Annotated in this window: 20 protein-coding genes; 6 read left to right on the top strand and 14 right to left on the bottom strand. The window is 70.1% G+C overall.

Features of this window, described 5'->3' with window-relative positions; genetic code table 11:
• Positions 1 to 49: 49 nt before the first annotated feature.
• The 5 genes from Aco04nite_RS39625 to Aco04nite_RS39605 form a co-directional block, all read right to left on the bottom strand.
• Positions 50 to 871, bottom strand: coding sequence for an IclR family transcriptional regulator (locus Aco04nite_RS39625; RefSeq protein ID WP_213002380.1), 822 nt, complete (start codon positions 869 to 871; stop codon positions 50 to 52).
• Positions 872 to 980: 109 nt separating this feature from the next.
• Entirely contained in the window at positions 981 to 2,318 is a 1,338-nt protein-coding gene (locus tag Aco04nite_RS39620) for an FAD-dependent oxidoreductase (protein WP_213002379.1), read from the bottom strand.
• On the bottom strand, positions 2,318 to 2,638 hold the full coding sequence (fdxA, locus tag Aco04nite_RS39615; RefSeq protein ID WP_213002378.1) for a ferredoxin: 321 nt from the start codon (positions 2,636 to 2,638) through the stop codon (positions 2,318 to 2,320). The genes Aco04nite_RS39620 and fdxA overlap by 1 nt, the downstream gene beginning before the upstream one ends.
• Positions 2,639 to 2,723: 85 nt before the next feature.
• A complete protein-coding gene (locus Aco04nite_RS39610; protein ID WP_213002377.1) occupies positions 2,724 to 2,927 on the bottom strand; it encodes a ferredoxin in 204 nt (67 codons plus the stop codon).
• On the bottom strand, positions 2,924 to 4,093 hold the full coding sequence (locus Aco04nite_RS39605; protein ID WP_213002376.1) for a cytochrome P450: 1,170 nt from the start codon (positions 4,091 to 4,093) through the stop codon (positions 2,924 to 2,926). The genes Aco04nite_RS39610 and Aco04nite_RS39605 overlap by 4 nt, the downstream gene beginning before the upstream one ends.
• Before the next feature lie 117 nt (positions 4,094 to 4,210).
• On the opposite strand from Aco04nite_RS39605, the gene Aco04nite_RS39600 reads away from it, so the two are divergent.
• On the top strand, positions 4,211 to 4,846 hold the full coding sequence (locus Aco04nite_RS39600) for a TetR/AcrR family transcriptional regulator (RefSeq protein ID WP_213002375.1): 636 nt from the start codon (positions 4,211 to 4,213) through the stop codon (positions 4,844 to 4,846).
• 74 nt (positions 4,847 to 4,920) lie between these two features.
• Here the strand turns inward: Aco04nite_RS39600 and Aco04nite_RS39595 are convergent, their stop codons facing one another.
• Entirely contained in the window at positions 4,921 to 6,396 is a 1,476-nt protein-coding gene (locus Aco04nite_RS39595) for an MFS transporter (protein ID WP_213002374.1), read from the bottom strand.
• 343 nt (positions 6,397 to 6,739) lie between these two features.
• Here Aco04nite_RS39595 and Aco04nite_RS39590 point away from each other — a divergent pair, with 343 nt between their 5' ends.
• The 4 genes from Aco04nite_RS39590 (at position 6,740) to mftR (ending at position 11,151) form a co-directional block, all read left to right on the top strand.
• Positions 6,740 to 8,275 (top strand): aldehyde dehydrogenase, encoded by a 1,536-nt coding sequence (locus tag Aco04nite_RS39590; RefSeq protein WP_213002373.1) that lies wholly within the window; start codon positions 6,740 to 6,742, stop codon positions 8,273 to 8,275.
• 26 nt (positions 8,276 to 8,301) lie between these two features.
• On the top strand, positions 8,302 to 9,159 hold the full coding sequence (locus Aco04nite_RS39585; RefSeq protein WP_213002372.1) for a mycofactocin-coupled SDR family oxidoreductase: 858 nt from the start codon (positions 8,302 to 8,304) through the stop codon (positions 9,157 to 9,159).
• Between the two features lie 121 nt (positions 9,160 to 9,280).
• On the top strand, positions 9,281 to 10,459 hold the full coding sequence (gene mftD, locus Aco04nite_RS39580; RefSeq protein ID WP_213002371.1) for a pre-mycofactocin synthase MftD: 1,179 nt from the start codon (positions 9,281 to 9,283) through the stop codon (positions 10,457 to 10,459).
• An 83-nt stretch (positions 10,460 to 10,542) separates the two neighbouring features.
• A complete protein-coding gene (gene mftR / locus Aco04nite_RS39575; protein WP_244876645.1) occupies positions 10,543 to 11,151 on the top strand; it encodes a mycofactocin system transcriptional regulator MftR in 609 nt (202 codons plus the stop codon).
• Here the strand turns inward: mftR and mftF are convergent.
• The 6 genes from mftF to mftA are packed head-to-tail and all read right to left on the bottom strand — an operon-like array spanning position 11,043 to position 16,091.
• Complete coding sequence (mftF, locus tag Aco04nite_RS39570) at positions 11,043 to 12,548, bottom strand: mycofactocin biosynthesis glycosyltransferase MftF (RefSeq protein ID WP_213002369.1); 1,506 nt, start codon at positions 12,546 to 12,548, stop codon at positions 11,043 to 11,045. The genes mftR and mftF overlap by 109 nt on opposite strands.
• Positions 12,545 to 13,261 (bottom strand): mycofactocin biosynthesis peptidyl-dipeptidase MftE, encoded by a 717-nt coding sequence (gene mftE / locus Aco04nite_RS39565; protein ID WP_213002368.1) that lies wholly within the window; start codon positions 13,259 to 13,261, stop codon positions 12,545 to 12,547. Before mftE ends, mftF begins: the two co-directional genes overlap by 4 nt.
• Positions 13,258 to 14,442: a pre-mycofactocin synthase MftD gene (gene mftD / locus Aco04nite_RS39560; RefSeq protein ID WP_213002367.1), complete on the bottom strand. Its 1,185-nt coding sequence runs from the start codon at positions 14,440 to 14,442 to the stop codon at positions 13,258 to 13,260. The genes mftE and mftD (Aco04nite_RS39560) overlap by 4 nt, the downstream gene beginning before the upstream one ends.
• Entirely contained in the window at positions 14,442 to 15,668 is a 1,227-nt protein-coding gene (gene mftC, locus Aco04nite_RS39555) for a mycofactocin radical SAM maturase (RefSeq protein WP_213002366.1), read from the bottom strand. Before mftC ends, mftD (Aco04nite_RS39560) begins: the two co-directional genes overlap by 1 nt.
• The gene (gene mftB, locus Aco04nite_RS39550) at positions 15,658 to 15,954 is read right to left on the bottom strand and encodes a mycofactocin biosynthesis chaperone MftB (protein ID WP_213002365.1); all 297 of its coding nucleotides are present in this window, start codon (positions 15,952 to 15,954) and stop codon (positions 15,658 to 15,660) included. Before mftB ends, mftC begins: the two co-directional genes overlap by 11 nt.
• A gap of 8 nt (positions 15,955 to 15,962) precedes the next feature.
• Entirely contained in the window at positions 15,963 to 16,091 is a 129-nt protein-coding gene (gene mftA, locus Aco04nite_RS39545) for a mycofactocin precursor MftA (protein ID WP_213002364.1), read from the bottom strand.
• Between the two features lie 125 nt (positions 16,092 to 16,216).
• Between mftA and mftG the strand changes: the two genes are divergently transcribed.
• The gene (gene mftG / locus Aco04nite_RS39540; protein ID WP_244876644.1) at positions 16,217 to 17,740 is read left to right on the top strand and encodes a mycofactocin dehydrogenase MftG; all 1,524 of its coding nucleotides are present in this window, start codon (positions 16,217 to 16,219) and stop codon (positions 17,738 to 17,740) included.
• Positions 17,741 to 17,746: 6 nt separating this feature from the next.
• Here mftG and Aco04nite_RS39535 read toward each other — a convergent pair whose 3' ends face one another.
• Both Aco04nite_RS39535 and Aco04nite_RS39530 read right to left on the bottom strand, forming a co-directional pair.
• On the bottom strand, positions 17,747 to 19,327 hold the full coding sequence (locus Aco04nite_RS39535) for a methyl-accepting chemotaxis protein (protein ID WP_213002362.1): 1,581 nt from the start codon (positions 19,325 to 19,327) through the stop codon (positions 17,747 to 17,749).
• A 123-nt stretch (positions 19,328 to 19,450) separates the two neighbouring features.
• On the bottom strand, positions 19,451 to 20,101 hold the full coding sequence (locus Aco04nite_RS39530) for a transposase (protein ID WP_213002361.1): 651 nt from the start codon (positions 20,099 to 20,101) through the stop codon (positions 19,451 to 19,453).
• Positions 20,102 to 20,553: the final 452 nt, after the last annotated feature.

Genomic DNA, 20,553 nt, shown 5'->3' with positions numbered 1-20,553 from the left:
CCGGCACGGGCCCAGCCTTCAGGAAGGCTGGGCCCGTGCCGGTGATGTTTCAGGCGCCGATGTGCGCCGGCTCGAGCCGGGCACCGGTGAACCGGTGCGTGAGCAGCGCCGCGGATTCCTTGACCAGCTCGGTCAGCTCGGTGGTCTTGGTGGCGTTGAAGCGCGTCTCGGGAATGGTGATGCCGACGTCCCCGATCACGACCTCGGCCGGCCCCTTCACCGGTGCGGCGATGGCGATCGCACCGTCGATGCGCTCCCCGTGGGACAGGGCGTAGCCGTCGCGGCGGATCTGGGCCAGCCGCTCAGCGAGTTTCCCGGCGTCGACCAGCGTGCGCTCCGTGAGGGCTTCGAGGGCGCCGTGGGCGATCTCGTCCTGCACCTTCTCCGGCAGGAACGCGAGGATCGCCAGCCCGCTCGCGCCCGCGTGCAGAGGCAGCCAGACGCCCTGGGGCACCGTATAGCGCAGCGGATGCGGGGACTCGACCGAGACCGCGAACATCAACCGGCGACGTTGCTCGTTGTAGACGGCGAAGAAGGACGACTCGCCACTCTGGTCGCTCAGCTCGGCCAGCACATCGTTGGCCGCCTCGCGGATCGGGAAGCGGGCGCTGGCAGTCCAGGCCAGGCGCAGGAACTCCATCCCGAGGCGGTAGTTGCCCGCCGGGGTCCGGGAGACCATCCCCAGTTCCTCAAGATCACCTAGCAGCCGGTGGGCCGTGCTGGCGCTGACCCCGAGGCGGGTCCCGAGATCACGGACGCCGTAGGACTGCTCGCCGCTCTCGACCATCAGAGTGATGATCTCGATGCCGCGGGCGAGGGGGTGCCGCTGGCGGTCGGAGGGGGTCGCCGCCGCGTTTGCCTGCGTGTTCACGCCATGCTCCCGCACAGTCGAATGACAGTTCTCTTAAACAAAACACTAGCAGGCATACACGAAGGCCCACCCGCTGGTCAGCGGGCGGGCCTCGGGCGGGGTACCGGAGTCAACTGGCCGGAGTGCCCCCGACCCCGGCGGCCGTCAGCATGAGCTCCCGGTCGTACAGCTTGACGCGGTCGCGTCCGTGTTCCGCGCCCAGCCGCGCCTCGGCGGCCTCGATGAGCTGCCAGCGGTGCCAGTCGATCACCGTCACCCCGCGCGCCTGCAGGAGGGTGTCGATCGGCTCGTCCGGCCGGTCGCGCTCCAGCAGGGTCGCGGCGTCCTCCAGGACGGCGGCGACGGTCTCACTTGCGCACAGGCGGTTCGTGCCGATCACGCCGCTGGGGCCGCGCTTGGCCCATCCGACGACGTACAGGCCGCTGACCTGGGCATCGCGGTCCAGAACGCGGGAGTCGCGATGGGGGATCGTGCCGGACGAGTCGTCGAAGGGGACGCCGCTGAGTGCGGTGCTCCGGTAACCCACCGCGGGTAGGATCAGGCCGGTGTCCAGGTCCTCGACGATCGTGGGATCGGTGGTACGGGCCAGCCGCGCCGCCGTGACGGTGGTGTCGCCCAAGAACTCGACGGGGGTCCGGTCGAAGAGGAACCGGATGCGCCGATCCCGGCCGTACGGTTCCCGGCCGGCGATCTTCTGCAAGGACGCCAGGAGCCGCTTGACGGCGGGCTGTGCTGCCACCCTGGCCTGCTCGGCCTCGGGCAGCAGCAGTTCCTCGGGGGCGACGATGACGTCGGCGCTGTCGACGGCCGCCAGCTCGACGAGTTCCTTGTTGGTGAACTTGGCGAACTGGGGTCCCCGCCGCCCGACGACGAGCATCTCGCGGACGGCGTGACCGGCCAGAACCTCGATGACGTGCTCGGGTACGTCGGTCCGGCGTAGTTCGTCCGGCGTGCGGACGAGCATGCGTGCCACATCGAGCGCCACGTTGCCCACGCCGATGACCATGGCCCGCTCCACGTCGAGCAGCGAGGTGTCGAAGTCCGCGTCCGGGTGCCCGCTGTACCAGGAGACGAAGTTGCGCGCCGCGAGGACGCCGGTCAGGTCCTCACCCGCAACTCCGAGCCGGCGGTCCAGCGGCGCGCCGGAGGCCAGCACGACGGCGTCGTAGCGCGCGCGCAATTCCTCGATCGTGACGTCGGAGCCGACGGTCACGTTGCCGAGAAACCGCACCCGGGGGGACTCGAACGTCTCGGCCAGGGAGGCGACGATCGATTTGATCTTCTGATGGTCGGGTGCGACGCCGTACCGCACCAGGCCGAAGGGGGTGGGGAGGCGTTCGAACACGTCCACCGTGACATCGCGGTCAGCGTCCTCGGTCAGGATCTGGGCACAGTACAGTCCGGCCGGACCGGAGCCGACGACGGCGACGCGGAGCCGGCGTGCCATCAGCCCGCCTGGTGGGGGAGCTGGGCGACGTAGTCGACGTCGTGATCTATCTTCCCGAGCTTACGGCCGCCCTTGAGCGGCCCGGTCGCCTCGAAGAACTCGGCGTTGAGGTCGAGGAACTTCTCGTCCTCACCCACCAGGTCGCCGTCGAACCGGATCGCCGACATGGGGCACACCTCTTCACAGGCGCCGCAGTCGATGCACTGGTCGGGGTTGATGTACATCATCCGGGCGCCCTCGTAGATGCAGTCGGCCGGGCAGACCTGGACGCAGCTCTTGTCCTGGACGTCGACGCAACCCTGCGTCACCACGAATGTCATCGGTTCTCCTCGGGGTTGGGCGCTGAGTTCCGTTCAACGGAACGTATTTTCTTTACAGCGATACATGGCACGTGATGGCCGACGGCTATTCGGCGAGCGAGAGGGCGCGGCCGGGGCACACGTTGACGGCTTCCCTGGCCCGGGCGACCTCGTCGTCGGAATGTGGCTCGGAATGGATGAGGACGACGAGTCCGTCGGAATCGTCCTGATCGAAGGCGTCCGGGTCGACCAGAACGCACTGGCCGGCTCCGACGCACCGGTCGCGGTTGGCGATGATGCGCGTGCTCACCAGGCCACCTCCAGCTTGTTGACTCCGTAGTTGGGTCCGTTCTCCTTGAAGGAGATCTCGTCGAACGGGACCGCGAGCCGCAGCGTCGGCATGCGCCGCAGCACGGTCGCCAGCACGATCTCGAGCTCGAGCCGCGCGAGGTTCTGGCCGAGGCACTGGTGCGGGCCGAACCCGAAGGCGAGGTGGTTGCGGGCCAGCCGGGTGAAGTCGAGGTCGTCGGGGTCGGGGAAGACCTCGGCGTCGCGGTTGGCCGTGTTGGCGAGCCCGAAGACGGTCTCGCCCTCCTTGATGAGGACGCCGCCGAGCTCGATGTCCGCGAGGGCGAGGCGCTGATGGCCGACCTCGGCGATGGTGAAGTACCGCAGCAGTTCCTCCACCGCGCCGACGGTGATGGCGGGGTCGTTGCGGACGGCTTCCAGCTTCTCGCGCTTGTCCAGCAGGGTGGCGATCGACAGTGAGATCATGTTCGCGGTCGTCTCGTGACCGGCTATGAGCAGCAGGAATCCGATCGGGCCGAGGTCCTCGGGCTTGACGCCGGCGGCGAGCTGGCGGCTGAGCAGGTCGTTGCCGGGCTCCTTGACCTTCTGCTGGACGAGATCCGCGATGTAGTTCCGCAGGTTCGCGACGGCCGCCCCCTTCTGCTCGGGGGTCGTGTCGATGCGCGAGAAATCGGCGCTGTTCCGCTGGAAGAAGTCATGGTCGGCGTACGGCACGCCGAGCATCTCGGAGATGACCATCGAGGGGATCGGCAGCGACAGCGCCTCGACCAGGTCGGTCTCGGGCGGCCCTGCGAGCATCGCGTCGATCGCCTCGTCGACCATCTCCTGGATCCGCGGCCGCCAGGCGCTCAGTCGCGACACGGTGAACTCGCCGATCAGCGAGCGCCGCAACGCGGTGTGGGCCGGTGGATCCATCTCGATGAGGCCCGGTCTGTAGTCCGGGCCCATGTGCGCCATGTGCGCGGGATGCCGGGGATCCCGGCGGTCCGAGCTGAACCGGGTGTCCATGAGCATGGTCCGGACGTCCTCGTGCCGGGTGACGACCCAGAGCTTGCGACCGTCGGGCCGCTGGACCCGGCTGATCGGAGCCTCAGCCTGCAGCCGGACGTGGTCGGCCGGTGGCCGGTACGGGTCCGTGCGGGTGAAGGAGATCGTCGGTGGCGTCATTGCGTACTCCTGGGCGCGGATAGGCTGTAAGCGGAAGGCCGTCGTCCGGTCATCACTGCGAGGCTAGTCACAAGATGTCGCCTTAGGCCATACTTTTCGAAACGAGAACTTAAAAAAGTGGTGTTAGAACCCGAGTTGCGGGCCGACGCCCGCCGGAACCTTCGTCAGATCATCGCGACGGCCCGGGAGATCTTCGTCGAGTCCGGTCTCGACGTGCCGATGGAGGCGATCGCCCGTCGCGCCGGTGTCGGGGTCGGCACGCTGTACCGGCGCTTTCCCGACCGCGGCGGGCTGATCGCCGCCGTTGCCGCGTCCACCTTCCGTGCGGTGCTGGTCGATCTCCGTGCCGCCGTCGACGCCACGGCGAGCGCCTGGGATGCGTTCATCAGGCTTGCGACGACGTCGGAGAACCTGGTCCTCACCGTGCATCTCGCCTTCCCGTCTCCGCAGGTCTGGACGCCGGTCCACGCCGCTGAGGAGTCCCGCGACGTCTACCGCGAGATGATGACCGCGCTCGACCGGCTCGTGCGGGACGCGCAGCGCGAGGGCTCGTTGCGTGCGGACGTGGGCTCCGGTGACGTGCTGGGCCTGGTGTCGTTCGTGCTCGAACGGCTTCCACCCGTCTCCGATCCCGCCGGGCGTCTTCGTGCGCAACGCTCGCTCTGGCTGGTGCTCGACGGGCTCGGTGCGAGACCGGGAAGCCGGCTGCCGGGGAGCCCGGTCTCGCTGGCGGAGCTGGGCGGCGAGGGCTGACACCCCTCACCGCCCCCCGCTTAATTGAGCACATGTGCTGAATTATTGGAGGGACCGGCGACGGTCGGGCCGATTCAGGCGGAGAGGTGGGTCAGTTGGCCCTTGGACTCCGCGAGTGCCTCCAGATCCTCGCCGGCTCCACCGACCATCCCCTTGCGGATGAACAGCGCCACGCCGAAGGCCAGCACCGAGCAGACGGCGATGATCGTGAACAGTGTGTTGTAGCTGGCGTGTGTGCTGAACGGGGTGCCCCGCACCAGGTGCTGCGACAGGATCGTCGTGCCGATGGACGTGCCCACGGCCGAGAAGGCGTTCTGGGTGACCATGTAGAAACCGGACACCTCGCTGGTGTTCTCGCCCTGCACACCCTCGACCACGAGGTTCGGTAGCGAGCTGAGCATGAAGCCCGTGGCGCAGGTCAGGACGAGCTGCGACACGATCCACCCCGCGACCGTCCCGAGCAGCAGCGCGGAGAGGACCGCGGCGGCCAGGCCGAACGCGCATCCAACCAGGAAGGCGTTGCGGGAACGGCCGCCCCGCGAGATGCGACCGCTGAGCGGTGCGATGGCGAAGCCGAGCAGGGAGCAGAAGAAGGAGATGTCGCCCGCGGTGCCGGCGCTGAGGCCGAGGCCGACCGGGGCGATCTTCGGCATCTGCATGACCAGCTGGCCGAGGAAGCCCGAGATCCCGAGGGTGCCGAAGGAGACCAGCATGGTGGCGATCAGGGTCAGACCGATCTTGCGCGAGGCGAAGTAGCGGACGTTGAGCAACGGGTGGTCGGTGACGAACTCCCAGGTCACCCAGGCGGCCAGAACCACGATGCCGCCGGCGACGAACGCCCAGGTCCTGCCGCTGCTCCAGCCCCACTCGCTGCTCTTGTTGATGCCGTACATGGCGAGGGCGATACCGGGCGCGAAGAGGATGCCGCCGAGCCAGTCGACCTTGACGAAGCCGGTCCGGCTGACCGCCGGTGGCAGCAGGACGGCGCCGGCAGCCGTGACCAGGGCCAGCGCGAGCGAGACCACGAAGATGTAGTGCCAGCCCCAGGCGTCGTAGATGTTGCCGGCGACGATGTTGCCGGCCGCGCCGCCGCACATGGCCGCACCCGCGACGACGGCGACGGCCACGGGCAGGTTCTTCCTGGGCAGGTTCTCCCGCAGGATGCCGACGCACAGAGGTACCAGTCCGCCGGCGAATCCCTGGATCGATCGGCCGATGATGAGGACGGCCAGGCTGTGTGCGGAAAGGCTGACGACCGAGCCGACGACCGACAGCAGCAGCACGGCGATCAGGACGTTGCGGCGCCCGAACGCGTCACCCAGGCGCCCGCTGATGGCAGCCGACGCGGCGCCGACCAGCAGGAACCCGGTGAGAATCCATCCGGCGGAGCCGGCCGTGGAGTGGAACTGCTCGATGATCCCGGGCAGTGCGGTGTACATCATCGTCGCTTCGAAGGAGCTGACGACCGCGGCAAGGATCAGGATCGTGATGATCAGCGCCGCGGAGCGCTGCGGCCGTGACGCCGTCGCTGGATCGGTGGTAGCTGGCATGTTCGCCTCTTTCATGCGGCCTCATGGCCGTCCTCGTTCGGTGCGTTGCGGTACCTCGGTGAGCACGGTTTTCCGAGCGGAAGGGGACCCTGCAGCTAGCGTTCTGTTGTACGGAACGCCTGCTCGCTACAACGTGGTCCGAGTGTGTTGGAGGTAACAAACGCTGTCAAGAACGTGTTACGAGAAACGACCTACAAAGCCGATGTTCTTGACAGTGGCGGTCGAGAGTCAGATGCTGTTCGTGTTTACAATGAAACAGTTGTTCTTTTGTAGGGAACGGTGTCTGCAGAGAACAGCGTGCCGCCGTCAGCTCGCGCTGCGGTGGCGGTGAACGGAGGATCAGATGTCCAGTCAGCTCGGCGTCGATCGGCCGGTAGGGGACGGGCACTTCGCCGCCCGGGAAGCCGGTGTGCCGCTGCGGCACCCGGACCGGTTCTTCATCGACGGGCGGTGGGTGGCGCCGTTGTCGGCATCCAGCTTCGCCATCGTGGATCCCGCCACGGAAGAGCTCTACTACACCGTGTCCCTGGCCGGCGAGGCGGACATGTCGCACGCCATCGCCGCTGCCCGCACCGCATTCGATCGGACCGGATGGTCGCTGCTGGAGCCCGCCGAGCGCGCCGAATGGGTCCATAAGCTCGCCGAGGGTCTGCGGCGGCGCGCGGATGATGCGGGACTGCTCTGGACGCGGCAGGTCGGTGTCCTGCACACGATGGCCTCCGCCGCCATGGCCCGCGTCGGCGCGACCTATGACTTCTACGCCGACCTGGCCGCGGACTTCGAGTGGCAGGTGCGACACTCGCCGATGCAGGGCGGGTTCGGTGTGGTGGTCCGCGAGGCGGTCGGCGTCGTCGGTGCCATCGTGGCCTGGAACACCCCCGCGTCCCTGATCGCCTACAAGGTCGCCCCCGCTCTGGTCGCCGGGTGCACGGTCGTGGTCAAGGCGCCGCCCGAGGCTCCCGGCGAGGCCTACGTGCTGGCCGAGGTCGCCGAGGAGATCGGCCTGCCCGCCGGGGTGCTCAACGTGGTGACCGCCGATCGGGACGCCTCGGAGCTGCTCGTCACCGATCCCCGCGTGGACAAGATTGCCTTCACCGGCTCCAGCGCGGTGGGCAAGCGGATCGCGAGTATCTGCGGCAGCCGCATGGCCCGATACACGCTGGAGCTCGGCGGCAAGTCCCCGGCGATCATCTTCGACGACTACGACCTCGACGCGGCAGCGAAGTCGCTCGCCGCCGCCGAGTGCACGCTCAACGGCCAGGTGTGTGCCTCGCTCACCCGGGTGATCGTCGGCCGGGACCGCCACGACGAGTTCGCGGAAGCCCTGGCCGGCTACTTCACCGCTGCCAGGATCGGGGACCCGTTCGACTCCTCCGCGCAGATCGGGCCGCTGGCCATGGAACGCCAGCGCGAGCGCGTCGAGAGCTACATCCAGAAGGGTCTGGCCGAAGGCGCCCGGCTCGTCGGCGGCGGCGGCCGGCCGAAGGACTTCGACCGTGGTTTCTATATCGAGCCGACCGTGTTCGCCGGCGTCGACAACCAGTCCACGATCGCTCAGGAGGAGATCTTCGGTCCCGTCCTCAGCGTCATCCCGGCCGACAGCGAGCAGCACGCGATCGAGCTGGCCAACCAGACCGTCTTCGGGCTGAACGCCTCGGTCTTCACCAACGACATCGACCGCGCCTATCACGCCGCGCGACGCATCAGGTCGGGCACCGTGGGCCACAACGGCTTCCGCAGCGATCCCCGGATGGGGGTCGGCGGCTTCAAGCAGTCCGGGTTCGGGCGCGAGGGAAACCGCGACGGCCTGCTGCCCTACCTGGAGCCCAAGAGCGTGATCCTCGACGAGATCCCCGCCGGCTACGGCCCCCTCAACTGAAGAACCGACTAGCGCAGGAGACAGTTATGTCAGGACGTCTGGACGGCAAGGTCGCCTTCATCACGGGTGCCGCGCGCGGGCAGGGTCGCAGCCACGCGGTCCGCCTGGCTCGGGAGGGCGCCGACATCATCGCGGTCGACCTCCTCGACGGCATGGACACCGTGCCGTACCCGCTCGCGACCAAGGACGACCTCGAGGAAACGGTGCGTCAGGTCGAGGCGCTCGGCCGTCGCATCGTCGCCCGGCAGGGCGACGTCCGGCTGGTGGCCGATCTCGAGGCCGCTGTCGAGGCCGGTGTGGCCGAGTTCGGGCGGCTGGACATCGTCGTGGCCAACGCGGGCATCCTGACGATGGGCAACGACACGCCGAAGGCGTTCCTCGACGTGGTCAACGTGAACCTGGTCGGTGTGTTCAACACCGTCGCGGCCGCGGAGCCGCACCTGCAGCCGGGTGCGTCGATCATCCTCACCGGGTCGACGGCCGCGCTGCTCGTCGGCACGGTCGATCGGGGCGGCGCCGGCGGTCTCGGCTACGCGCACGCCAAGCGGCACGTCGCGCGGCTCGGCCACGATCTTTCCCGGGTCTTCGCGAGCCGCCGGATCCGGGTCAACGTGGTGCACCCGACCAACGTCCACTCCGGAATGATGGACAACGACTTCATGTACCACGCGTTCCGGCCGGATCTCGAGAACCCGACCAAGGAAGAAATGATCCCGTCGCTGGAGACCAAGTCGCCGATGGGCGTGCCGTGGCTCGAGCCGAGTGAGGTGTCCGAGGCGGTCATGTACTTCGCCTCTGACGAGGCGAAGTGGGTCACCGGCCAGCAGCTGAAGCTCGACGGCGGGCAGCTCGGTCCGGTCACGGATCCCGGGGTGCCCGCCTGACGGCGGGCGCGGCGGGCGGACAGACGCCGGGGCGGATCTCGTCCCGGCTTTTGTCCGATCCAGTTATGGCACCTGGTGCCAAAATGACGTACGTTGCTGAGGACGAGAGGGGACGAGCGCGATGGCGAGCACCCGGGACTGGTTCGAGAGTGTTGCCGAGGCTCAGCGGCGGGCGAAGAAGCGCCTGCCGAGGGGCGTCTATCTGGCCCTGGTCGCGGGCGCCGAGGCCGGCGTGACGATGGACGACAACGTCGCCGCGTTCGGCGAGCTGCGCTTCCGCCCGCACATCGCCGACCTGCCGGGCGAGCGGAAACTGGCCACCACCGTGATGGGCCAGGACGTGAGCATGCCGGTGCTCATCTCGCCGACCGGTGTGCAGGCGGTCCACCCCGACGGTGAACTGGCCGTGGCGCGGGCCGCCCGCGACGCCGGCACGGCCATGGGGCTCTCCTCGTTCGCGTCCAAGCCGGTCGAGGAGGTCGGCAAGGAGAACGACAAGCTGCTGTTCCAGTCGTACTGGGTGGGCTCGCGCGACGACATCCTGGCCCGCGCCGAGCGGGCCCGGGCGGCCGGCGCCAAAGGCCTGATCGTGACCGTGGACTGGGTCTTCGGGTACCGCCGCGACTGGGGCAGCCCGTGGATCCCGGAACAGATCAACCTCCACGCCATGATGCGGTACGCCCCCCAGGTCGCCCACAAGCCCGGTTACCTGTGGACGTGGCTGCGCAGCGGCCACCTGCCCGACCTCGGCGTGCCCAACCTGGGTGCCCGTGACGCGGCAGTGCCGACGTTCTTCGGCGCCTACGGGCAGTGGATGGGCTCGTCCCAGCCGACCTGGGAGGACCTCGCCTGGCTGCGCGAGCAGTGGGGTGGGCCCTTCATGATCAAGGGCATCAGCCGGGCCGACGACGCCCGCCGCGCCGTGGACATCGGCGCCTCCGCGATCTCCGTCTCGAACCACGGCGGCAACAACCTGGACTCCACACCCGCCAGCATCCGTAACCTGCCCGGCGTGGTGGACGCCGTCGGCGATCAGATCGAGGTGCTGCTCGACGGCGGCATCCGCCGTGGCGGCGATGTCGTCAAGGCCCTGGCCCTGGGCGCGAAGGCCGTCATGATCGGCCGTGCGTATCTGTGGGGCATGGCCGCGGGCGGCCAGCGCGGCGTCACCAACGTCCTCGAGATCATGCGCCAGGGCATCGACGAGACCCTGCTGGGCCTCGGCAGGTCCTCGGTGCACGACGTCACCCGCGACGACATCATCGTTCCTGACGGGTTCGCTCTCGGCTTCAAGGCCTGAGGACCGCGGGGTCGCCCCCATCGGCACGCAGCCGGCGTATGCGAGGATCAGCGTACGGGTGCGACCGATGGAGGGACGAGGACGTGACGGAGCCTGCGGTCCGGAGCGGCCGGCCACGGGTCGCGTCGCGGGCCGAGCTCGAACGCGTCGGGTTCGCGCTGTTCGAAGGCCAGGGCTTCGACCGGACCACCATCGACGACATCGCCGCGTCGGCCGGCATCGGCCGGCGCACCTTCTTCCGGTACTTCGCCTCCAAGAACGACCTCGTCTGGGGAGACTTCGAGGAGCAACTGGTCCGGCTGCGGTCGTTGCTGGCGTCCGCGCCGCCCGGGATGCCGCTCATGGACGCGCTCCGCGACGCCGTGATCGAGTTCAACCGGTTCGACACCCATGTGGTGCCCTGGCACCGCCGCCGCATGGAACTCATCCTGACTGTGCCCGCGCTGCGCGCCGACTCCACACTGCGGTATCGCTCCTGGCGTGCGCTGATCACCGAGTTCGTGGCCGAGCGCACCGGGCAGCCGGTGACCGCGCCGGAGCCGCGGTTGATCGGTCACCTCGCGCTGGCGACCAGCATCACCGCTTACGAGCTGTGGCTCGATGACGATTCGGCCGACATCGCCACGCTGCTCGACTCCTTGTTCCGGCGGCTGGCGACCGGTTTCCGCGACGAGCCTGGACGCCGCAGCTGAGGCAGCAACGCCGCCGCCGACCGTCCCCGGAAGGCTGACAACCACACCCCGGCGCCGTAGGCGATGTCGTCGAGGCGGTGAGCGAGCCAGTAGCGGGGCGGGTCGAGCTCGATCCGGCCGCCGGTCGCGTACTCCAGCACGACGTCAGCCACGGCGGCCACCACCGTCGCGCGGCGTACCCGCCGGGAGACCAGGCAGCCGATGGCGGCGGCCGGCCACCAGTGCCGGGTGATGAGGGCTCCGGTCTGCAGCAGTGTGCCGGCCGCGCCGCCGGCGGTGAGCCGGACCCCGAGCGCGGCCGACCCCTCGACGTCGAGTTTGCGGGAGATCCGGACCGCGGTCACGCCGCAGATCGCCGCCGCCACGGGCACCGACCAGCGGCGTTGAGCGAGCAGGGCTACGGTCATGGCGGCACTCCACGGCGCCATGATCGCCGGGGCCACCGACTTCGGGTGGCGTACGGCCAGCGGGTGTGCCCCCGTGCCGTACTCGAGCTTGCGCACGAACCAGGTGCCGAACCGGGCCCGGTGCTCGTGCGCTGCGGCGACCGACGGCTCGAACCGCACCCGCCAGCCGTCGGCGACCACCCTCCAGCCGAAGTCGACGTCCTCGGCGACACGCATGCTCTCATCGAACCCGTCGCCGATCGCGGCCACCCGGGCGACGGAGCACGCGGTCGAGGCCCAGGAGACGTACGACCCGGGCCTGACCGACGCGGGGCGCGCACCGAGGTCCAGCGAGCCCCGCGAATTCTCGAAGCGGCCGACCCACGTCTGCGACGCCGCCGTCCGCAGCCCGGTGATGCGCGGGACCGCCACGGCCGTACGCGGATCGGTGAAGTGTCTGAGCAGGGTGGGAACCGTGTCCGGGGCCAGCACGATGTCGGAGTCCACGAACGCGGCGAACGGTGTGCGCACCTGCCGGAGCCCGGCGTTGCGCGCGCCGGCCGGGCCGACGTTGACCGGCAGGACGATCAGGCGGGCGCCGTGCCGAGCGGCCACTGCGGCGATGCCCGCCCGATCGGCCGACGCGTCGTCCACCACGATGACCTCGTTACCCGGGCCGATGCTGGCCAGCAGCCGGTCGAGCGGCTGGGGCCGGTCGTGCACGGGGATGACGTAGGTGCACCGGGGATCGGCGAGCGGGGGCAGCTCGTCGACGAGGGGATGCGCGAGGGCGAGGTCGAGCAGCCGGTCGGCGAGCTTGGCACCGGCGGCGTCGCGCACCCGCAGCGTGCGGCCGGTGAACAGGGCGCGGGCCCTGGGAGTCAGCCGCAGCAGGTGCGTGGTGGGCGCCCCGCCCAGCAGGGCACGCCCGCCGTCGACGACCCGGGTGCGGGGGTCGAGGACGACGACGAAGCCCTGCGGGACGGTGCCGGCGGGGTCGGGTCCGGTCATACGCCTGCCTCCTGGGCGGCCGTCAGCCTTCCCCGGGCGTCCGGGGTGAACGCGGTGATCCGCCGGACCGTCTCGCCGATCAGCGCGCCCAGCAGCGTCCGCCCCTCGGCCGCTGACGCCCCGGTGGGGTCGCCGAGCACACCGTTCGCGGCCACGGACCGCACGCCACCGTCGATGAGCAGGGGCATCAGCTCGGCCAAGGGGCGGGTGTCACCGGCGGCGGCGGCCTCCCGGCGTACCTCCTGCGGGACGAGGTGGAGCATCACCGAGGTCTCGGTCCGGCCGGCGTGGGCATCGCCGCCCGGAAAGACGCACGGTGTCCAGGCGACGTCGTGGCCCTCGGCCCGCAGCGACGCGACCGCGTCGTCGAGGGTGCGGACGTTGCCGCCGTGACCGTTGACGAAGACCACGCGCCGGGCCCACAGCGCCAGCGAGCGCATGGTCTCGATGAGCACGAACCTCAGCGCCTCGTGCCCGATGGAGATCGTGCCGGGGAAGCCCGCGTGTTCGCCGCTGTTGCCGAACGCGATCGCCGGCGCGACCAGGGTGCCGGGCAGCCGTTCGGCCGCACCGCCGGCGACGGCCCGGGCGATGACGGTGTCCGTCGTGAACGGCAGGTGCGGGCCGTGCTGTTCGGTGGACCCCACGGGGACCAGGACCAGCGCACCGGTCGCGGGAACCCGCGGCCACACCGTGCGTGCCAGGTCGTTCATAGCGGTGCCGTCCCCGGGCTGCGGGTGAAGCCGTCCGGGATCACCAGGTCGTCCGGGCTCAGGGCGGCGGGCGTGGCGTGGCCCAGGCCGAGGACCGCCGAGTCGAGGCCGCCGCGCAGGATGTCGAGGACGTTCTCGACGCCGGCCTGGCCGTTCGCCGCGAGGCCCCACAGATACGCCCGGCCGATCAGCACCGCGCGGGCACCGAGCGCCAGGGCCTTGGCCACGTCGCCACCGCGGCGGATCCCGCCGTCGAGCAGTACCTCGATCTGATCTCCCACCGCCGCGGCGATCGAGGGCAGCAGCCGGATCGTCGCCGGGGTCGTGTCGAGGTTGTTGCCGCCGTGGTTGGAGACGGACACCGCGGTCACGCCGGCGTCGACCGCGCGCCGGGCGTCGTCGACGCGACTCACGCCCTTGAGCAGCAGAGGTCCATCCCATTGCCGTACGAGCCAGCCGATGTCCTCCCAGGTGGGTGGGATCGACTCCCTCCACTCCCGGTAGGCACCGAAGAACGTGGGTACGCCGCCGTCGGGCCGGCGCATGTTGGGCGTGGTCAGGTCCGGGATTCGCCCGGCCCGCGCGAACCGCCACAGCCAGCCGGGGTGCGGCAGGACGTCGGGGGTCATCCGCAGCATGGTTCTCAGATCGACCCGGTCCGGGATCGCAGGGCTGCCCCAGTCCCGGCCTTCGGAGAACGACCAGTCGAGGGTGACGATGAGGGCTCTGCAGCCGGCGGCCCGGGCCCGCTCCATGCGCTGCACGATCGTGTCGCGCCCGCCGCTCCAGTAGATCTGGAACGCGGTGTTCGGGTTGGCGGCAACGATCGTCTCGACGGGTTGCGAGGCGAACGAGCTCAAACCCATGATCAATCCCCGGGCGGCCGCCGCCCGGGCCACGGCGAGTTCCCCGTCGGGATGGACCGCCTGCACCCCGGTCGGCGAGATCAGCACGGGCAGGGCCGAGTCCATCCCCAGAACAGAAGTGCGCAGATCTCGTACGGCGTGATGCCCGGCGACGCGGGGTGCGAACCCGAGCTCGGCGAACGCACCGACGTTGTCCGCCACGGTGCTGCCGCGTTCCGAGCCGGCCAGCAGCGCGCCGTACACGGCGTACGGAAGGCGTTTCCTGGCGCGGCGTTGCGCCTCGGCAATCGTCTCGAACCACGGGTTGCGTGGCATCAGCGCAGGTTTCCACCGGCCAGCGGTGACTCCTCACAGAAACTGACCGGAGGGCGTGCCAGGTCGGCGCGGCGGGCGATGGTGACACTCACCGGCCGCTTCGCCGGCTCGGTGCGGTGGGAGTGGTCGCCGGAGGGCCGCGGGACCGCGCCCCGGTCCGCGAGCAGCGTCTCGCCGTACCCCTGCACGCATTCCGGGTCCGGTCCGTCGAGGGGCAGCCCGGTGAAGAACTTGGCCGCCATGCACCCGCCCTTGCAGGTGTCGAAGAACTGGCAGGAGCTGCACGCCCCGCCCTGCTGCGGCTCGCGCAGGCTCAGGAACAGCGGGGAGTGGCGCCACACCTCGGCGAAGCCACCTCCGTCGAGGACGTTTCCGGCCAGGAACTCGTCGTGGATGGCGAAGGGACAGGCGTACACGTCGCCGACCGGGTCGATCAGGCACACCACCCGGCCGGCGCCGCACAGGTTGAGCCCCGGCAGGGCGTCACCGAATGCGGACAGGTGGAAGAACGAGTCACCCGTCAGGACGTTGTCGCCGTGGGCGACCAGCCAGTCGTACAACTCGCGTTGCTGGGCCGGCAACGGGTGCAGGTCGTCCCACACGTCGGCCCCCCGGCCGGACGGGCGCAGCCGGGTCAGTCGCAGCTGGGCACCGTATCGGTCGGCGATCTCCTTGAAGGAGTCCAGTTGCGAGATGTTGTGCCGGGTGCAGACCACGGACAGCTTGAAGTTCGTCATGCCCGCGTCGTGCAGGTTGGCCATCGCGTGCAGCGCCATGTCGTACGAGCCGCGGCCCCGGACGGCGTCGTTCACCTCGGCGGTCGCGCCGTCCAGCGAGATCTGCACGTCGACGTAGTCGTTGGCAGCCAGACGGCGGGCGACCTCCGGGGTGATCCGGACGCCGTTGGTGGAGAACTTGACGCCCACGTGGTGCTCGGTGGCGTAGTCGAGCAGCTCCCAGAAGTCGGAGCGTACGGTCGGCTCACCGCCACCGATGTTGACGTAGAAGACCTGCATGGCCTCCAGCTCGTCGATGACCGCCTTGGCCTGCGCGGTGCTCAGCTCGCGCGGGTCCCGGCGCCCCGAGCTGGACAGGCAGTGCGAGCAGGACAGGTTGCAGGCGTACGTGAGCTCCCAGGTCAGGCAGATCGGCGCGTCGAGGCCGAGTTCGAACAGGTCCACGAGGCGTTCCGCGCGGGCCGGGGGCCTCTGCAGCTCAATGGTCATCGGCCGGGCTCCTTTCGAGCAGCATTGACGACCGGGCGAGCACGGTGAGTGCTCGCGCGTAGCGGGGGATGTCGTCGGCGCTCGCGCCGGCGGCCAGGCAGGCGGCCCGGGCGGTCGGCGCCGTGGCGAGGGCCTGCACGATGCGGAGCAGCCCGGGGTCCTTCAGGAAGGACAACTTGCGGGTGCCGAAGTGGTACAGCAGCGCGCCGAAGGGCTCGGGCCGCACCGAGACCTGCGGGTGCAGGTCCCAGGCGCGGTCGATGTCGAGAACTGTTGCGGTGGCCATGCGGGGGTCTAGTAGACGCCGCACATGCCGTCGATGGAGACCTCTTCAACGAGGTCGTCCGCCTCGACGAGGTTCTCGGTCGGAACCTGCTCGGCGGCGGTGTCGGCCGGGTCGGCGACAACGGTCTTCTCGTCCATGATTTCCTCCTCTGCCAGGGCGAACTCTGCTGAGTCGCGCGGTGTGGCGCAGTCCCGACGGTAGTGGGGTGCCGTTCTCCGCGGGGTGGCTTGAGAGTAATGGCATGCGGTGCCAAAATGGAAGGGTGGAGGAGTCCGAACCTGCCGACGTCGTCGTGATCGGTGCCGGTGGCGCCGGTGCCGCCCTGGCGGCACGGCTCAGCGAGGACCACGACCGCAGCGTGGTCCTCCTCGAGGCCGGCCCTCTGCACCTGGACGCGGACGTGCTGGACGCCCGCCGCGTCCCCGGGGCCCTACCCGGACATCCGGCCACGGTCAGCTATCCGGTGACCCTGACAGCCGGGCGGCGCTGGGACGTTCCGCGCGGCCGGATCCTCGGCGGCTCGACGACGGTCAACGGCGGCTACTTTATCCGGGCCCGCCCCGAGGACTTCGCCCGCTGGGCCGGGCGCGGCAACTCTGCCTGGGCGTACGACAGTGTGCTGCCGTTCCTGCGGCGCATGGAGACGGATCTCGACTACCCGCAGAGCCCGCTGCACGGCCACAACGGGCCGATCCTGATCCGCCGGACCGGCCCGGAGCACCCCGCGACAGCGGCGTTCCTCGAGGCCGCCGAGACTCTCGGATTCTCGCCGGACCCGGACAAGAACGGCGACGCGCCGCCAGGGTTCGGGCCGGTGCCCAGCAACGTCGAGGCCGGGATCCGGCGCAACACCGGCCTCAGCTACCTCACGACCGACGTGCGCGCGCGACCCAACCTGACCGTCATCGGTGGCTGCCGGGCAACGCGGATCCTCGTCGAGCACGGCCGCGCCGCCGGCGTCGTCACCACGCGCGGCATCGTCCCCGCCCGCTCGGTCGTGCTCTGCGCCGGCGCGTTCGCCACGGCGCACCTGCTGCTGCTGTCCGGCATCGGGCCCCGGGCCGACCTCGAACGCCTCGCCATCCCGGTCGTCCGCGACGCCCCGGCGGTCGGCCGCCGGTTCAGCGACCACCCGCAGCTCGTGCTGGAGTGGCAGCCCCGCCACGACACCGGAGATCCGGGTGGCTCCTGGCTCGGTGGCTGTCTGCACCTGAACTCCACCGGCGCGACCGGCAACGACGGTGACCTGGAAATCCTGCAGTCATTGGTCCCGCTGGGCTCGCTGGCCGACGGCATCGTCCGACCCGGCGCCGCCTTGGCGTTCCTGATCGCCGATCAGGCGCCTAGCCCCACCGGCACGCTCCGACTGCGCTCGGCCGGCCCGGAGCAGCACCCGGCCATCGACTACGGCTACCTCAGTGACCCGGCGAGCTTCGTCCGGCTCCGCGAGGCAGTGCGGGTCACCGCCGGCATCGTGAGCTCTCCGCCGATGGCCGGACGCCTGCTCGGTCCGGCCCCCGCGATCCTCCGCGACGACCGGGCCCTGGACGACTGGATCCGCGACAACCTCGCCACGGCGCAGCACACCTGCGGCACCGCTGCGATGGGTTACCCCGACGACCCTGCCCGCAGCGTCGCCGACCAGTACGGCCGGGTCCACGGCGTACCCGGACTGCGCGTCGCCGACACGTCGTTGCTGCCGGACGCCCCGCAGCGTGGCCCGGCCGCCACCGCCGTGCTCGTCGGCGAAACGATCGCCGACGCCATCCGGCACGACCGGGCGTGACCCGCTTCAGTAGCGGAAGCGCGAGACCACCATCTTGAGCTGAGATGCCGTCGACGCCATCTCGTCCGCGGCGGCCCTGGTCTCGCCGACGGTGGCCGTCGTGCGCCGGGTCGCGGCGGAGACACCGCCGATGGTGGCCGCGATCTCGCCCGCACCCGAGGCCGCGCCGACGAGCGTACGGTTCATCTCCTGAGTGGTCGCGGTCTGCTCCTCGACCGCCGAGGCGATCGTCAGCTGGATGCTGTTGATCCGCTCGATGATGCCCGAGATCTCGCCGATCGCGGTCACCGCGCCGCCGGTGTCCGACTGGATGGCCTGCACCCGGCGGGCGATGTCCTCGGTGGCCTTGGCGGTCTCCTGAGCCAGATCCTTGACCTCCCCGGCGACCACCGCGAAGCCCTTGCCCGACTCGCCCGCCCGGGCCGCCTCGATCGTCGCGTTGAGCGCCAGCAGGTTCGTCTGCTCGGCGATCGACGTGATCACCTTGACCACCGTAGCGATCTCGGTCGACGACTCACCCAGACGCGCCACGATCGCGTTGGTCTGCGCGGCCATCTGCACGGCCTGGACCGCGACCTCGGACGCCTCACTGGTCGACACGCTGATGTCGCGGATCGCCGAACCCATCTCCTGCGCGCCCGCGGTCACGACCTGCAGGTTGGTGGACACCTGGTCAGCAGCGCTGGCCACTGCCCCGGCCTGCCCCGACGCGTCGGAGGCAGCCTGATCGACGTCGCCCGACACGACGGTGAGCCGTCCCGCGGTGGCATCCAGGGTGGTGGCGTTGCCGGCGAGGCTGATGATGTCCGCGCGCAGGCGCCCGACGGCCCGGTCGAGCGCCCCCGCCATCTGCCCGACCTCGTCGCGGTTGGTGACACCCGAGGTGCGGGTGAGGTCACCGTCGGCCAGCCCCTCGGCCAGGTGCGCGACACCGCGCACCGCGGACCGGATCTGGAACGCAACGCGGAACCCGACCAGCAGACTCGCCACCACCCCGGCGCCGAGCAGGACCGCGATGATCCAGGTCGCCCGGCGCACCGTGCTCTGCGCGGCGGCGACATTACGCGCACCGTTCTCGGCGGCGGCGGTCTGCATCAGGCCCTCGTCGGCGTGCAGTGCGCCGTAGACCTTGTTGTACTCCTCGCCCAGCGCGGCGAGCTGAGCCTTGGTCCAGTGGCTGCGGTCAACGGCCAGGAAATCCTTGAAAGCCTTCCAGTCCTGCTCTGCCTGCGCGACCGCGGCCGAGCCGGACGGATTGTCCTTCAGCTGTGTCTGCATGACGTTCAGCGCGTCGACGACGGCCTTGTCATCGGTCTTGAGCAACTCAGTGATGCTGGCAGCCGAGCCGGGGGTCGACCGTAGCGCCGTAATGCTGCCGAGGTAGGCCTCGACGTTCGTGCCGAAAGCACCCGCCGCGGCCTCGACAGCTATCTCCTGGCGCTGATCGGCGGCCTCGTCGCCGTTGAGCCGATGCATCGTGGTCATCGCCACGACCCCCACGATCACGCCGGCGGCCGTGGCGGTCACCGTGGCCGCACCGATCTTGCTCAGCAGCGATAGGTTGTCGAACGCCCGGCCAACACCCATGTGCGTACCGTTTCCTTCGGCGATTGCGAAGTAACAATCGGCAGCGGGCAGAAAATAATGAGATAGCCGTCACTCTTTCTGGCACATCGGCCGGTCCGGGTACGGCCACCCGTGCAGATCGGCCTACTGCGTCCGGAGTACTCGCCGCCCGGTCCAGGCTGCGAAAATAGGCCTGTGACCCGTCCCGATACTGCGCCGCCCCGGTTTCCCGTCAGCCCGTTCCCGGGGCGTCACGATGCCGGGCAGCCCGATGACCGTCGCGCTGGACGGGAACCCCGACGTGTCGCTCACCCTGAGCCCCGACGGCACTGCGGGCCCGGTCGCGCCGCGTGGCGGGGCGCTGTTCGACCGGCTCGGGTACGGTACGGCGCGGCTCTGTCCATCGGCTTTTACCAGCGCGAATACGATCTTGACAGGCCTTCCTTGGTGCGGCGTTGTATGTAGTCGCGGGTGCGATGGGTCCCAGCGCAGGCGGCAGAGCACGACCCGGTAGAGGACGGCGTTGGCCTGGCGGTCGCCGCCGCCGTTGAGCCGGTGTCGGTTGGTCTTGCCGGAGCTGGCGGGGATCGGGGCGACACCGCAGAGCATGGCGAAGGCCGCCTCGGAGGCGAGTCGTTCGTGGTTCTCGCCTGCGGTGACCAGCAGCTGCCCGGCGACGTCGGTGCCGACGCCGTTGGCGGTGAGCAGACCGGGGTTGAGGGCGGCGACGAGGGGTTCGAGGACCTCGTCCAGGTCGGTGATCTCGGCGGACAGCTGTTGGTGGCGACGGGCCAAGGACCGCAGGGTGATTTTGACGGCGGTTACGGGGGTTGCGGCTTCGGCCCGGTCAGGTCGCATGCTCGCGCAGGCGGTGATCAGCTTCTTGACGGTCAGGCCGCGTAGCTGGGCGCGTAGCTCGTCGGGGCGGTGACGATCAGTGTCTTGACCTGGCGTTGGGTGTCGGCGCGCAGTTCTAAGGCGCTGCGCCGGGCCACCCATAGGTTCCGCCGGGCTTCGACGCGGCCGTCGCGCTGCTTGGGGATGCCGGTGCGTTCGCCGGCCAGGGCGGGCCTTGGCCGCTTGGATCGCGTCGATCGGGTCGGACTTGCCCTGGAACCGGCGGGTCTTGCGGTCGGGCCGGTCGACCTCGGTCACCTCGAGGTGTTCGTCGCGCAGCCGGTGGGCGAGTCCGGCCCCGTAGGCGCCGGTCCCCTCGATCCCGACTCGGCCCAGCCGGCCGCACCCGC

Origin of the sequence: Winogradskya consettensis, from assembly GCF_018332715.1 — a bacterium.
Classification (GTDB): domain Bacteria; phylum Actinomycetota; class Actinomycetes; order Mycobacteriales; family Micromonosporaceae; genus Actinoplanes; species Actinoplanes consettensis.
This window is presented reverse-complemented; position numbering and strand designations above follow the sequence as displayed.

Excerpts from the sequence above, each read along its gene's own strand:
- Aco04nite_RS39620 (WP_213002379.1), bottom strand. The coding sequence starts at position 2,318 with ATGGCACGCCGGCTCCGCGTCGCCGTCGTCGGCTCCGGTCCGGCCGGA.
- fdxA (WP_213002378.1), bottom strand. The coding sequence starts at position 2,638 with ATGACATTCGTGGTGACGCAGGGTTGCGTCGACGTCCAGGACAAGAGC.
- Aco04nite_RS39605 (WP_213002376.1), bottom strand. The coding sequence starts at position 4,093 with ATGACGCCACCGACGATCTCCTTCACCCGCACGGACCCGTACCGGCCA.
- Aco04nite_RS39595 (WP_213002374.1), bottom strand. The coding sequence starts at position 6,396 with ATGCCAGCTACCACCGATCCAGCGACGGCGTCACGGCCGCAGCGCTCC.
- Aco04nite_RS39590 (WP_213002373.1), top strand. The coding sequence starts at position 6,740 with ATGTCCAGTCAGCTCGGCGTCGATCGGCCGGTAGGGGACGGGCACTTC.
- Aco04nite_RS39585 (WP_213002372.1), top strand. The coding sequence starts at position 8,302 with ATGTCAGGACGTCTGGACGGCAAGGTCGCCTTCATCACGGGTGCCGCG.
- mftD (WP_213002371.1), top strand. The coding sequence starts at position 9,281 with ATGGCGAGCACCCGGGACTGGTTCGAGAGTGTTGCCGAGGCTCAGCGG.
- mftF (WP_213002369.1), bottom strand. The coding sequence starts at position 12,548 with ATGACCGGACCCGACCCCGCCGGCACCGTCCCGCAGGGCTTCGTCGTC.
- mftE (WP_213002368.1), bottom strand. The coding sequence starts at position 13,261 with ATGAACGACCTGGCACGCACGGTGTGGCCGCGGGTTCCCGCGACCGGT.
- mftD (WP_213002367.1), bottom strand. The coding sequence starts at position 14,442 with ATGCCACGCAACCCGTGGTTCGAGACGATTGCCGAGGCGCAACGCCGC.
- mftC (WP_213002366.1), bottom strand. The coding sequence starts at position 15,668 with ATGACCATTGAGCTGCAGAGGCCCCCGGCCCGCGCGGAACGCCTCGTG.
- mftB (WP_213002365.1), bottom strand. The coding sequence starts at position 15,954 with ATGGCCACCGCAACAGTTCTCGACATCGACCGCGCCTGGGACCTGCAC.
- mftA (WP_213002364.1), bottom strand. The coding sequence starts at position 16,091 with ATGGACGAGAAGACCGTTGTCGCCGACCCGGCCGACACCGCCGCCGAG.
- Aco04nite_RS39535 (WP_213002362.1), bottom strand. The coding sequence starts at position 19,327 with ATGGGTGTTGGCCGGGCGTTCGACAACCTATCGCTGCTGAGCAAGATC.